The sequence below is a fragment of the Algoriphagus sp. AK58 genome, from assembly GCF_014324365.1.
Classification (GTDB): Bacteria; Bacteroidota; Bacteroidia; order Cytophagales; family Cyclobacteriaceae; genus Algoriphagus.
Map to the genome: position 1 here is coordinate 79,367 of NZ_QEIG01000005.1, position 13,576 is coordinate 92,942.

The following is a 13,576-nucleotide window of genomic DNA, read 5'->3' on the forward strand; positions in this document are numbered from 1 at the left end:
TATTGGCTTTTTCCTAAAACCAACCGAACACGCTTCCTACACTTTTGACGCCTAGAATCAGCGTGATCAGCCAAATAAACACTCCAAAAAGAACGCCTTTCCGGCTCAAGGCAAATGCTCCAAGCCATGATTTTTGACTAGCTGCCCAAAGAAGCCAAGCACTGATGATGGGAAGAAGTACACCATTGGCTAATTGGGCGAGGGTAATGAGGGTGACTGGTTTTATCCCCAAGGAAGAAAAAATAATCCCCAAACCTAAAATCAATCCCATGCTTCCTCTCATAGCAGGGGTTTTGATATCCTGACTCCATCCCAAAATCCCGCATATCACTAATCCCCCAGCCAAAGGGGCCGTAAGAGAGGATGTCAGTCCTGCTGCAAGCAAACCAAATCCCATCAGGTAGGTTCCTATGCTTCCGAATACACCGGTCAATCCACTGGCTATATCTTGTGCGGTCTCCAAACTTTCGGAAGGATTTGCGACGCCGACTACCAAGATCCCCATGGAGACTAATCCTCCCAAAATGACAGAAATCTTTATGTCTCTTTTCATCAATGGAAGATTTTCCTTCTGTGACCACTGCTTTTTTACCAGGCTAGCATAAAGGAATAGGTTGTAGGGAACTACCGTGGTGCCAATTAATGCCACGATAGTTGGAAATTTTTCTGAAGAAAAAGAAGGAATAAAACCTCGAGATATTGAAACCCAATCTGGTCTGGTGATGAAAGCTGTGGCTATAAAGGCAATTGACATCAAAAGCACCAAAGCGACAAGAATTTGCTCCAGTTGTTTGTAATTTCCGGACCAAAGCAACAGAAAGGCGAAAATGCCAATAATCAGATTTCCTGGTAGTACTGTAAAGGGACCAAGATTCCAACTAGGAAACTCCAGGAAAATTCCTAACCCCAGGTTTGCTCCGGATATATTTCCGCTTTGGTAGGCGGCATTCCCCAGTCCGATAGCCAGGAGAATCAGCCCCATAATCAATCCTCTTAAAATCTTGTTTCCCGATTGGCCTCTGACCAATTCACTCAAATCCTTTCTGGTAATTATTCCCAGCCTCCCGGATAACTCCTGAAGAAAAACAGTAGCTATGATGCTGAGAACCAATGCCCAGAGAAGGGTGTAATCAAATCGGATTCCTGCTAAGGTGCAGACTGTGACTGTTCCCGGGCCGATAAATGCTGCGGTGATCAAAGGTCCCGGACCAATGGAGTCCACCAATTTTTTAAGCTTCACTGGGCTAAGTTTTCGGGAAAATAGAGATTTGGGAAGATTTTTTGTAGGTTTTGTTTATCACTTGGAAAAATTAAAGGGCATGCGCTGGACAAACCGAATTTTGAAATTACTCGCTATTCTTATCCTTTCTTTTGTATTCTTTCTGGCTTTATTATTTAGGTCAGATATTTCTGCAGAAGAAGCGATTGAGAAATACCGTACGCCCCAATCACATTTTATCGAGGTGGACGGGGTCAATGTCCATGTGAGATTCCTCGGAGAGGGAGATCCTATTTTTCTTTTGCATGGCAGCTTTTCATCGTTACACACTTGGGAAGTATGGCAGCAGGAATTGAGCCCTTATTTCATGACGATTTCTTTGGATTTTCCGGGTCATGGTCTCACGGGACCGGATGAATTAAAGCGATACAGTGTGGAGGATTACAGTCACTTGGTTCTTTCTTTGGCAGAAAAGCTCAATCTCCCAAAGTTTCACTTGGCAGGTAATTCCATGGGAGGAGCAGTTGCTCTACAGATTGCATCAGATAGTCCCGAAAAGGTGCTTTCATTAAACCTGATCGATGCCTCCGGTGCGCCGAGGAGAGAAAATCGAAGTGTTGACTCCACTCAAAATCAGCAACGAGGAGGAGGAGCTTGGATTTTTAAAGTGGCCTCTAATCCTGTTTTTTCTAAAATTCTCCTCAAGTGTACTCCCAAATTCCTGTTTGCCATGAATATGAAGGAAGTCTACGGGGATGATGAAAAAGTAACCGATCAGGCAGTCACCCGATATTATGAACTGCTGCTAAGGGAAGGTAATAGACAGGCGACGATTGATCGACTTACTCAACCTAGAAGTTCATCCATCAATTTTGATCGGTTGACTATGCCCACTTTGATTCTTTGGGGAGCCAAGGATACCTGGATTCCGCTTGCCCAAGGTCGGGCTTTGGAAAAAGCCATTCCGGGAGCCAATCTGGTAGTTTTCGAAGAGGCTGGCCATGTGCCCATGGAAGAAATTCCGACGGAGTCTGTCGCAGAATACCTCAGTTTTCTCGGTGTGGAGGTTAGAAAAAACTACCTTGAACCTCCGAAACACGTCGCTTATGCAGATTGAACTTTTGATTTATGTTCTTTTGATGATCCAAGTTTTGTTTTTGGTCATTTACGTACTGGATAGAAAAAACGGCAAAGCCAATCAACTCTTACAGGACCAACTCCAACAAATCAACCGAGACCTCAACCAGTCCTTGACCGAAGGCAGAAAAGAATCGGCTGATAACCTGATCCGGCAATTTCAGTTGGTTTTTGAAAATCAACGTGCCGGTTCGAAGGATCAAAATGAAGCGCTCAGGCAATTTGGTGAAACTGTCAGGCAATCCATGCTGGACCTGAGTAATCTTCAGCGGGAAAAGCTGTCCGAATTGAGCCGACGTCAGGAAGAACTTGTCAAAAATACGGAAGAAAGGCTAGAGAAAATCAGGGAAACAGTGGATGAAAAACTCCAAAAAACGCTGGAAGTCCGATTGGGGCAATCTTTTGAACTGGTAAGCAACCAACTCCAGGCTGTGCAAAAAGGATTGGGAGAGATGCAAAGTTTGGCCAATGGAGTGGGAGATCTCAAGCGGGTCTTGACCAATGTAAAAAGTAGGGGAGTATTGGGCGAATACCAGTTGCAGGCCATCTTGGAAAACCTACTTTCTCCGGATCAATATTTGGTCAATGCGTCTGTCAATGGCACGAGGGAAAGGGTGGAATTTGCCATCAAAATGCCAGGTCAGGAGGAAGCCGTTCTTTTGCCGATCGACTCCAAATTTCCCCAAGAATCCTATCTGAGATTGGTGGATGCTTATGAGACTAATGAAAAGTCTTCTATTGATTTTTACCGTGCCGAATTGATCAAGGCAGTCAAGAAATCTGCTTTGGATATTCAGGCCAAGTACATTCATCCCCCCAGCACCACGGATTTTGCTATTCTTTTTCTTCCGGTCGAAAGCCTCTATGCAGAGATTCTCCGCGAACCTGGTCTTGCACAGCAGATTCAGCAGGATTACAAAGTCATTGTCACGGGACCGACCACACTTTCTGCTATTTTGAATTCCCTTCAAATGGGTTTCAGAACACTGGCTATCCAAAAAAGAAGCGCAGAGGTTTGGCAGGTGTTGGGCGCGATCAAAACCGAGTTTGGAAAGTTTGGTGAGTTGCTGGAAAGAACCCAAAAGAAACTTACTGAAGCAAATTCAGAATTGGATAAACTCGTGGGTGTCCGTACCCGGGTTATTCAGCGAAAGCTGAAAGAAGTTCAGGAACTCCCTGAATCAGAAAGTAAACACCTGCTCGAGGATTAGTGGACAAAAGGGCTTATGGTGAAATTTTCTGGGCTAGATTGATTTTCTAATTTGACGATTACTTACCTTTTCTGTTCATTTAGAAAACAAAATGGTAATTACCCTGAAAACCATTCGGAAAGCAGTTAATTTTGCCTCTTCTCCGATCACTTGATTTGCCTCTATGGGAATGAGTATTGTGATCGCAGGTGCGGGAGATATGGGATATCACCTAGCCGAGCGATTGAGTTTTGACAACAAGGATATCACCCTGATTGATACTGAGCGTGATGTCTTGGACTATGCTGCATCCAAACTGGATGTGCTGACCATACAAGGAGACGCCACCTCCATAGATGTGCTTCAGCAAGCCAATGTAGAAAATGCCCACATGGTGCTGGCAGTTACTACTTCCGAAAAAACCAACATTGTGACGGCAGTTTTGGCGAAGCAGCTGGGGGCAAAGAGAGTGATGGCAAGGGTGAGAAATCACACCTACCTCAAAGAGGAAAATGTTCCGTATTTCAATAATCTAGGAATCGACAATCTCATTTCTCCGACAATGCTCTGTTCGAGAGAGATTTTCAACATGATTGAAAACTCCAGCTTCACGGAAGTGTTTGACTTTGGAGGAGGAAAACTCAATATCGTAGGGGTAACCTTAGATCAATATAATCCGCTTGTTAATCAGCGGATTATGGATACCAAGTCTAATCCTATTTATGAAGATATCCGAATCATCGCGATTGTCCGAGATCAAAAGACCATCATCCCTCGAGGCAGTACGATCATGAGAAACAATGATCATGCTTACTTCATATCCTACAAGAAAAACTCTGAGTCGATCATTGAAGCTTTGGGCCAAAAAAAGGTCAATATCAAAAATATCATGATTATCGGGGGAGATGATATGGCTGTGACCACTGCCATCAAGCTTCAGGATAAATATCGGGTGACCCTGGTAAACAAGGATAAAGAACGATGCAAATGGCTCGCCGAACACCTTCCCAGTACCTTGGTGATCAATGGTGATTATAAAAACATCGAATTGTTGGTAGAAGAAGGTTTAGAGCAGATGGATGCTTTTCTTGCCTTGACTGAATCCTCGGAAACCAACATCATCACCAGTCTTTCGGCAAAAAACCATGGAGTTTACAAAACTATCGCCCATGTGGATACTCGGGAGTATATTCATATCTCCCACAGTATCGGTGTGGATTCCCTCATCAACAAGAAGCTGGTAGCAGCAAATGAAATCTCCAGATTTTTGAAAAAAGGTACGGTAGATGCAGTTTCGGGAATATATGGAGTGGATGCTGAATTTATTCAATATAGCGTATGTAAGACCAACCGTCTGACCAAACATCCCATCAGAGAACTTCACTTTCCTGAAACAGCCCTTGTCGCCGGGGTAATAAGGGAAGAAGAGGTATACATTCCTGATGGGGATTTCAGGCTTCAGATAGGGGATAAAGCGATCGTATTTGCACTTCCTGAAGCGAAAACGTCACTTGAAAAGCTTTTTCATTAATTCATGATTCATCTCAAGGCCATTGGTAAAATCATGGGGGCACTCTTATTTCTGATAGGAGTGCTGATGCTGCCTGCTACAGCCATTTCTTGGATCTATCGGGAGAATTCCATGCCTTTGATGATCTCCGCGGCGATATCCCTTTTCATTGGAATGATCTTGTTTTTCTCTTTTTCTAAGCAGGATGAGTTTGTACGGAAAAGAGAGGGATACCTCATTGTGGCGCTGAGTTGGATATTCATGACCGGATTTGGGATGCTTCCATTCATTCTTTCCAAAGAGATTACCAGTGTTTCGGATGCCATTTTTGAGACCATGTCGGGTTTGACTACGACTGGAGCTTCGATTTTGATCGATATTGAGGCTATGCCCAAGGGCTTGCTTTTCTGGAGAAGTATGACCCAATGGATTGGTGGATTGGGAATTATCGTATTGACTGTGGCAATTTTTCCCCTTTTGGGAATTGGGGGTATTGAACTTTTTGTGGCAGAATCTCCCGGGCCTACTTCTGATAAAGTACATCCAAGGATTTCAGAAACAGCCAAGCGTCTATGGTATGTGTATGTAGGACTGACGCTTTCTGCGGCTCTGCTATATTGGGTAGGTGGAATGACCCTCTATGATGCAGTCAATCACGCCCTGACTACCTTAGCTACCGGTGGGTTTTCTACCAAAAATGCCTCCATGGCCTACTATGACGCCTACCCATTTATTCAGTATACCGCTGTAGTATTTATGTTTTTGGCAGGTACCAACTTTACGTTGATTTACTTTGGGCTAGTCGGTAAGTTTAGCAGGATTTTGAAAAGCGATGAGTTTAAATCCTATGCACTCGCTGTGGTAATGCTCACCCTGATCTTATTTGTACCCATCTATTCTCAGACTGACTATGGTTGGGAGTTTTCTCTGCGTAAAGCGGCTTTTCAGGTGGTTTCATTGATTACCACTACCGGATTTGTGTCTGATGATTACACTCAATATGGACAGGGCGTTTCCTTTATTTGTTTTATGCTTTTGTTTTTAGGAGCATCAGCTGGGTCTACCTCCGGGGGAATAAAATTTGTCCGTCATGCCACTTTCTTGAAAAATACCTGGCTTGAATTTAAGCGCATTGTTCATCCACGGGCCATTGTGCCATTGATTATTAACGGGGAACGGGTCACCGGAAGGATCATCAACAACATCATGAATTTCCTCCTGATTTACCTGATTACATTTGTAGTGGGGTCTTTGGTGATTTCATTGATGGGGTATGATTTTGCCACATCCTTGGGGGCGGTAGCGACTTGTCTGGGAAATGTCGGACCTGCTATTGGTGAGGTAGGCCCAGTGGACAATTTTGCGTTTTTCTCGCCTCAGGCCAAACTCATGCTATCCTTCTTGATGCTTTTAGGTCGTTTGGAATTGTTCACCATCTTGATCTTGTTTACACCTTTCTTTTGGAGAGCCAACTGATTGGGTTAGTCTTTTTTATTTTCTGAAAGGTATTTCACATTGAAATAAAGCCCTAGCAGGTTTTTTTCCAATTCTTAATTCCTGGATTTCCTTTTGGTAAGCTGCTTTAAATTCATGATTCGGTTAAAAACGAATCATGAGTTGGAGTTATTCCCAATCACATGATTAGGATGAAAACTCAGAAAACCAGATAGTACAGGAAAGAAGAATTACGGATTAAAATGAGATTTGATTAGGTGTGATTGGTTAACTACAAATCCCAAATCAAAAAACTAGCTTATGAGTATCCAAATACAAACTAGCAAGGAATCCTATGATGTAATCATTGTAGGGTCTGGGGCAGGCGGTGGTATGGCCACCAAAATTCTTTCGGAAGCTGGCCTTTCTGTGGCATTGGTAGAAGCGGGAGGTGATTGGGATCCGGCAAAGGAAGAGGATCGTACTCAATTACGATTTCCTTGGGAGTCCCCAAGGCGAGGAGCAAGTACTCAGATCAGGCCATTTGGCGATTTTGATGCAGCAATTGGCGGATGGGAAATGCCTGATGAACCCTACACCCGGAAAAATGGAACTCAGTTTGACTGGTTTCGGTCAAGAATGGTTGGTGGGAGGACCAACCATTGGGGAAGAATTTCACTCCGATTTGGACCGGATGATTTCAAGAGGAAGAGTATTGATGGATTAGGAGATGATTGGCCCATTGGGTATGAGGAAGTGAAACCCTATTATGATAAAGTCGACAAGCTGATAGGTGTTTTTGGTTCCAAAGAAGGGATACACAATGAACCGGATGGCTTATTTCTCCCACCTCCAAAACCCAGACTTCATGAGATGTTTTTGATGAAGGGGGCCAAGAAAATGGAGCTTCCCATCATCCCTTCCAGATTGTCCATCTTGACCAAGCCCATCAACAAGGATCGCGGGGTTTGCTTTTTTTGCAGGCAATGCAACAGAGGGTGTCAGGTGTATGGGGACTTTTCCTCAAGTACCTGTTTGGTAAAACCGGCCATGAAGTCTGGTCAGGTAGACCTTTTTACCCATTGCATGGTGCGTAAGGTGACAACCAATGACCAAGGTTTGGCGACTGGAGTTTCTTATGTCGACAAAAGAGACATGAAGGAATACAAGTTGAAAGGAAGGACCGTGGTACTGGGAGCTTCTGCTTGTGAATCAGCCCGTATTCTCCTGAATTCAAAATCCAAAACTCATCCAAATGGCCTTGGTAATTCCAGTGGAATGGTAGGCAGATACCTGCATGACTCTACAGGTGCAAGTCGCTCGGGTATCATTCCTGATTTGATGGGACGGCAGCGCTATAATGAAGATGGGGTGGGAGGAATGCACGTTTACACGCCTTGGTGGCTGGATAATAAAAAACTGGATTTTGCAAGAGGCTACCATATCGAGTACGGAGGAGGAATGAATATGCCATCTTATGGTTTTGGATTTTCCATGGACGTGGTGCGAAAGCATATCCTGGATCAATTTGGAAAACCCAGTCCAAATGGAGGCTATGGGGAAGGTCTTAAAAAAGATATCAGAGCTTATTATGGCAGCACGGTGAGTATGTCGGGCCGGGGAGAGAGTGTTCCTCAATATGACAACTATTGCGAAATAGATCCGACTGTGGTGGATAAATTCGGAATTCCAGTTCTCAGATTTCACTATAAGTGGACCGATAATGAAGTCAAGCAGGCCAAGCACATGCAGGATACCTTCGAGGAATTATTGCATCAAGTGGGTGCAATACCTTTGGGAACCAAGCCCGGAGCAGATACCCAATACGGACTGGCCGCCCCGGGAAGAATCATCCATGAAGTCGGGACCACACGCATGGGGAATGACCCGACTACTTCTGTACTCAACAGCAACTGTCAAGCGCATGACTGCAAAAACCTATTTGTGGTAGATGCAGGTCCCTTTGTCTCTCAGGCCGATAAAAATCCAACCTGGACTATTCTGGCGCTGGCCTGGAGAACCTCTGATTTTATCATCAACGAAATGAAAAGCAAAAATATCTAAGCCTTATAGCCATGAACAGAAGAGAAAATCTCAAACTTTTGTTGACCGGTTCGCTTGGAACTGGCTGGATATTGTCCTCTTGTACTCCTGAGGATAAGGCGGCTGACCTTTCTCCTAAAATCATGGGTACACCTGGAGGAAGAGTACCTGAGGAAGTGGCGATTGATAATAAATTACTCTCTGAGAAGTTTTTTACAGAGCAGGAAATGGCCATGCTCACCATCCTAGTAGATATCGTCCTTCCAAGAGATGAAGTGTCGCCAAGTGCTTCTGAAGCAAGAGTCCCCGATTTCATTGAATTTATGATGAAAGACCAGCCGGCAAATCAAACGCCATTTAGAGGCGGATTGATGTGGATCAATCACCGGGCATTTGAATTATTCAACAAGACATTTACGGAACTATCCGAAAAAGAGCGTCTTCAACTTATTGATGAAATCGCTTGGCCAGAAAAAGCCAGCAAAGAGGTAGAAAGCGGTGTGAAGTTCTTTAATATGCTTCGAAACCTTACCATAACTGGCTTTTATACTTCGGAGGCTGGATTTAAGGATATCGGATATATAGGAAATGCTCCGAATGTATGGGATGGTGTACCACAAGAAGTGATGGACCAATACGGCTTGGCATTGGATCAAAAATACCTGGATGTCTACTTGCGTTCCGATGAAAGAGGGAATGTTGCTGAATGGGATGAACAGGGAAATTTAAAACGGTGAGCTATTAGCCTTTTGGGGGTTGATGGTACAGCTTCACCGGTCACAAGATGAAATATAGATTGGGTAATAAGTAGAAAATTCTGGTCAGCTTCTGATCAGATTTTTTTTTGAAAATACCAATCACGTTAAAATCAGGGGGTAACTCTTGCCAATTCTTTGACCTCTAACGGATAAAAGGTGATAGTCTTGTGAGAAATTAGCTTTCGCTCATCTGCGCCAGGATTTTGGCCACTTTGTCTTCCACACTTTCGGAAGAAATGTTGGTTCGGCTGAGTCGGTCTACCATGATCGGGAAAGAAAAAGGCGTGAACTGAGTAGGATGCTTGACTACGATCTCCAAGCGATTCAGTTTTTTCATCGCTTGAATAAACATCTCCTGTTCCATTTGTTGGTTCAAAGCTTCCTCACGTGCCTGCTTCAAAAGCAGATTCTCAGGATCGTATTGTTCAAATACTTGGAAAAGTAGGCTAGAATTGGCCTGAATGTGCTTGAAAGAGGTTGGCTTGCCGGGATACCCCTGAAAAACCAAGCCCGCAATGCTTGCAATTTCCCTGAATTTCCTTCGGGACATCTCGCTTTCGTTGACACAGTGGAGAATGTCTTCCTCGATATTTTTCAGACTGAAAATATCCTCTTCCAAAATCTCCTCAGCCGAAATAGGCACATCGGATAGAATCTCAAATCCATAATCGTTCATCGCCATATTGAGCGACACAGGAAAGCTCTGAGAAATGCGGTAAGCAATCAGCGCACTCATGAGTTCGTGCATCATGCGTCCTTCAAAAGGGTAAAAAAACAAATGATACCCATCACGACTTTGAAGGGATTCGATCAAAAAGGTGTTTTCATCCGGTACTATGGAAAGTTTGCTTTGCAAATCCAGAATAGGCAATACTTTCCTCAATTCCTCAGATCGGATGATTCCTTGGTTGTATTCCCGGAAGATTTCCCTGATTTTGTGCGAGAGCATGGAGGAAAGCGACATCCGCGCTCCCATCCAGCTCACCACATTGCTGGTTTTCTTTTCGGTGACTTTCACAAATACATCCAGTCCTTTTACCTGCAGCAGTTCCAGATTTCTTCCGGCAAAGAAAAAGCGGTCACCGGTTTTCAGTCTGGAAATAAAGTATTCCTCTACTGTGCCGAGGTAGGTTCCATTTTTCAATTTCACTTTCAGTGCCACATCGCTCACAATTGTACCCATGCTGAGCCGATGCTTCATGGCGATTTTCTTGCTTTTCACCCGATACTTACCGTCTTCATCTTCCACCACTTTGAGAAAATCCTCATAGCTACCTAAGGAGGCCCCGCCTTTGGTGATAAAATCCATCACCCATTGAATTTCCTCATCTGACAGTTTGCTGAAAGAAGCAGTTTTCTTGATTATTGGAAAAATCACCTTGGGGTCAAATCCATCGCCCACTGCCAAGGTCACCAAAAACTGAATCAAAACATCATAGGGGAGTTCGGGCGTAAACTGCGACTCCATGTCCTCTTGTTCGATGGCATTCCTCAAAGCAGCCGCCTCGATCAGCTCGAGCGAATTGGTCGGAACAAAGTAGATCACCGAAGGCAGCCCCGGTTGATGTCCTGCCCGACCTGCCCGCTGCACAAATCGGGAAACTCCCTTGGGACTTCCCACTTGAATCACCCGATCCACAGGTCTGAAATCTACGCCCAAGTCCAAACTTGAAGTGCACACCACCAGTTTGAGGATGCCTTCATGAAGGGCATTTTCTACCCAGGCTCTCACCGAGTTATCGAGGGAACCGTGGTGCATGGCAATCCAGCCTGCCCAGTCGGGCCGTGCTTCCAGGATTTTTTGGTACCAAATCTCGGTTTGTGAGCGGGTATTGGTAAAGAGGAGGACGGATCGACCTCCTTCGATAATGTCGATTACCTGATCCATCAGGCGGATCCCCAAGTGTCCTGACCAGGGATACTTCTCGATTTCGTCCGGAAAAACAGAGTGAATCATAATCTCTTTATCCACTTTGGCCTTGATAATATGGACAGGAAGGGGACTTCCTAAAAGAGTTTGCGCTGCCTGTTGGAGATTTCCGATCGTGGCAGAGACCGCCCATCGCTTGAATCTGTTAGGATTGATGCTTTGAATATATTCCAAAGCCAACTGCACTTGAACCCCGCGCTTATTTCCCACCAATTCATGCCATTCGTCTACGACGATGGCGTTTAGGGATTGGAAAAGCTCGTGATGGTCTTTTTGTGAAATAAGGATGTGCAGCGTTTCGGGGGTGGTAATCAAGCATTCTGGAGGTCTTCGCTTCATGGCTGAGCGAGTTTTGGCGTCCGTGTCTCCATTTCTTACGGCCACTTGCCAGGGCAGACCGATCACCTCGCAAACTTCCTGCATGGCTTTTTGAAGATCTTGAGCCAAAGCCCGAAGTGGGGTCACCCAAATCAGCTGAATTCCGTTGTTTTGAGGGTTTTTCCAGGTAGCAGGATGATTTTGGATGTATTCTAAAAGGGCAGGAAACCAAAGGGCAAAGGTCTTTCCTGAACCCGTGGGCGCGTTGAGTAATCCGGATTTTCCATCTAAAAAGTCTTTCCAAGCTTGGATTTGGAAAGGAAAAGGTTTCCAGCCTTTCTTCCGAAAGTATTCCAGTCCGATTTCCAGTCGCTTATCCTCCATACTGCTTCAGTAAGGCTTTGAGATCCTCCAGTGTATTGGCTTCTTCTTTGGGCTTGTCTTTTCTCCAACGTGAAATTCGGGGAAATCTCAGCGCTATCCCACTTTTGTGACGGGGGCTGTCCTGAATTCCTTCAAAGGCAATCTCAAAGACCAATTCGGCTTTGACAGTACGAACGGGCCCAAATCGTTCCCGGGTATTTTTCTTCACAAAGGCGTCCACTTCTCGGATCTCTGCATCAGTCAGACCGGAGTAGGCTTTGGCAAACGGAACTAAACCTTCCCCATCCCACACCGCAAAGGTGTAATCGGTGTACAAATCAGCACGGCGTCCGTGGCCCTTTTGGGCATAGATCATCACTCCGTCAATCGTCAGCGGCTCGATTTTCCACTTCCACCAGCTTCCCCGCTTTCGCCCGGTTTCATAGCTGGAAGAGGCCTTTTTCAACATGAGACCCTCTGCCAGATAGTCTCTAGAAGCCTGTCTGATTTGTGCCAATTCCTCCCAAGATATAGCTTCCACACGTTGGGAAAGTTCAAGTTTGGGATGTGCTTGGGACTGATGCAAGGATTCCAAAAGTACTCTTCGCTGTCGCATGGGCCAGTTTCGTATGTCTTTACCTTCCCATTCGAGAAGATCATAGGCAATAAAGCTTACGGGAGCTTCCTGAAGCTGTTTTTTGCTGATGGTTTTTCTGCCTATTCGGGTTTGAAGGAGAGAAAAGGGGAGAGGAATTCCATCTTTGAAGGCGATAATTTCACCATCCAATACGGTTCCGTCCGGAAGATTAGCTGCCAAATCGAGCAACTCGGGAAATTTCTCATTGACCAGTTCTTCTCCTCGGCTCCAGATAAAGGATTGGCTTTCTCTTCGGATGAGCTGTCCACGTATTCCGTCCCATTTCCATTCGGCAACCCATTCCTCAATTTCGCCCAACTCTGATACTGGATTTTCCAATGGATGTGCTAAGAAAAATGGATAGGGTTTGGAAATGTCTTTGGTCACTCCGGCAGGAGATCCCAGGGTCTCCATTTGGATCTCTTCAGGATTCCAATTACCCATCAAGGCATGGGCGATTTGGGATTTGTCTACTCCAAGATGCTTTGCTAGCGCTTGGATGATCAGGCTTTGACTGACTCCGATTCGGAAACCACCCGTTATCAGTTTGTTGAATACAAATCGTTCGGTTCGATCCAAACAGTCCCAAGCAGAAAGGATAAAGTTCTTTTTTGTTTCCTCTTCCTGATTTTCAAGGGATTTTAAATTATTGATCCATTCCGACAGGCTTTTCTGATGGCTAGCCTGTGCAGGTGGAAGCAAAAGAGCAATAGTTTCAGCTAAGTCACCTACGGATTGGTAGCATTCTTCAAAAAGCCAGTCGGGAATTCCAGCTTTTTCCTGACACCACGTTCTCAATTGGCGGGTTGTGACTTGTCTTTTTGGCCTGCGGTGAGAAAAAATAGCAATCCCCCAGATCTGATCCTCCGAAGAGGCATGTTGGAAGAAGGAAGCCAAGGCATCCAGTTTATCTCCGGTTTTGTTGGACTGATCCAGGCGGGTAATAAGCTCCGCAAAGTGTTTCATCGAAAAAGATGCTTTTCTTTTGGTATTTGGAAACCTTTGATAGTTCCAATGTGGGTGAAATTGATAATTTT

The 13,576-nt window shown here is 44.8% G+C and carries 9 protein-coding genes; 6 read left to right on the forward strand and 3 right to left on the reverse strand.

Going from position 1 to position 13,576, the window contains the following annotated elements; all coding sequences use genetic code 11:
- Positions 1-13: 13 nt before the first annotated feature.
- The gene (locus DDT91_RS04110; RefSeq protein WP_187174869.1) at positions 14-1,240 is read right to left on the reverse strand and encodes an Nramp family divalent metal transporter; all 1,227 of its coding nucleotides are present in this window, start codon (positions 1,238-1,240) and stop codon (positions 14-16) included.
- Between the two features lie 79 nt (positions 1,241-1,319).
- Here DDT91_RS04110 and DDT91_RS04115 point away from each other — a divergent pair, with 79 nt between their 5' ends.
- The 6 genes from DDT91_RS04115 (at position 1,320) to DDT91_RS04140 (ending at position 9,270) form a co-directional block, all read left to right on the forward strand.
- Positions 1,320-2,336 (forward strand): alpha/beta fold hydrolase, encoded by a 1,017-nt coding sequence (locus DDT91_RS04115; RefSeq protein WP_187174870.1) that lies wholly within the window; start codon positions 1,320-1,322, stop codon positions 2,334-2,336.
- Positions 2,326-3,567 (forward strand): DNA recombination protein RmuC, encoded by a 1,242-nt coding sequence (locus DDT91_RS04120; RefSeq protein WP_187174871.1) that lies wholly within the window; start codon positions 2,326-2,328, stop codon positions 3,565-3,567. The genes DDT91_RS04115 and DDT91_RS04120 overlap by 11 nt, the downstream gene beginning before the upstream one ends.
- 163 nt (positions 3,568-3,730) lie before the next feature.
- The gene (trkA, locus tag DDT91_RS04125) at positions 3,731-5,077 is read left to right on the forward strand and encodes a Trk system potassium transporter TrkA (RefSeq protein WP_187174872.1); all 1,347 of its coding nucleotides are present in this window, start codon (positions 3,731-3,733) and stop codon (positions 5,075-5,077) included.
- A 3-nt stretch (positions 5,078-5,080) separates the two neighbouring features.
- Positions 5,081-6,532, forward strand: coding sequence for a TrkH family potassium uptake protein (locus DDT91_RS04130; RefSeq protein WP_187174873.1), 1,452 nt, complete (start codon positions 5,081-5,083; stop codon positions 6,530-6,532).
- Between the two features lie 279 nt (positions 6,533-6,811).
- Positions 6,812-8,554 carry a GMC family oxidoreductase gene (locus tag DDT91_RS04135; protein ID WP_187174874.1) on the forward strand — a complete coding sequence of 581 codons (1,743 nt, stop codon included), beginning with the start codon at positions 6,812-6,814 and terminating at the stop codon, positions 8,552-8,554.
- 11 nt (positions 8,555-8,565) lie between these two features.
- Positions 8,566-9,270, forward strand: a complete 705-nt coding sequence (locus DDT91_RS04140) for a gluconate 2-dehydrogenase subunit 3 family protein (RefSeq protein WP_187174875.1) — start codon at positions 8,566-8,568, stop codon at positions 9,268-9,270.
- 196 nt (positions 9,271-9,466) lie between these two features.
- Here the strand turns inward: DDT91_RS04140 and DDT91_RS04145 are convergent, their stop codons facing one another.
- Entirely contained in the window at positions 9,467-11,923 is a 2,457-nt protein-coding gene (locus DDT91_RS04145; RefSeq protein ID WP_187174876.1) for a ligase-associated DNA damage response DEXH box helicase, read from the reverse strand.
- Positions 11,913-13,505, reverse strand: coding sequence for an ATP-dependent DNA ligase (locus tag DDT91_RS04150; RefSeq protein ID WP_187174877.1), 1,593 nt, complete (start codon positions 13,503-13,505; stop codon positions 11,913-11,915). Before DDT91_RS04150 ends, DDT91_RS04145 begins: the two co-directional genes overlap by 11 nt.
- Positions 13,506-13,576: the final 71 nt, after the last annotated feature.

What these genes read in the sequence shown, in the direction of transcription:
- DDT91_RS04115 (WP_187174870.1), top strand. Translation starts at nt 1,320, where the DNA reads ATGCGCTGGACAAACCGAATTTTGAAATTACTCGCTATTCTTATCCTT.
- DDT91_RS04120 (WP_187174871.1), top strand. Translation starts at nt 2,326, where the DNA reads ATGCAGATTGAACTTTTGATTTATGTTCTTTTGATGATCCAAGTTTTG.
- trkA (WP_187174872.1), top strand. Translation starts at nt 3,731, where the DNA reads ATGGGAATGAGTATTGTGATCGCAGGTGCGGGAGATATGGGATATCAC.
- DDT91_RS04130 (WP_187174873.1), top strand. Translation starts at nt 5,081, where the DNA reads ATGATTCATCTCAAGGCCATTGGTAAAATCATGGGGGCACTCTTATTT.
- DDT91_RS04135 (WP_187174874.1), top strand. Translation starts at nt 6,812, where the DNA reads ATGAGTATCCAAATACAAACTAGCAAGGAATCCTATGATGTAATCATT.
- DDT91_RS04140 (WP_187174875.1), top strand. Translation starts at nt 8,566, where the DNA reads ATGAACAGAAGAGAAAATCTCAAACTTTTGTTGACCGGTTCGCTTGGA.
- DDT91_RS04145 (WP_187174876.1), bottom strand. Translation starts at nt 11,923, where the DNA reads ATGGAGGATAAGCGACTGGAAATCGGACTGGAATACTTTCGGAAGAAA.
- DDT91_RS04150 (WP_187174877.1), bottom strand. Translation starts at nt 13,505, where the DNA reads ATGAAACACTTTGCGGAGCTTATTACCCGCCTGGATCAGTCCAACAAA.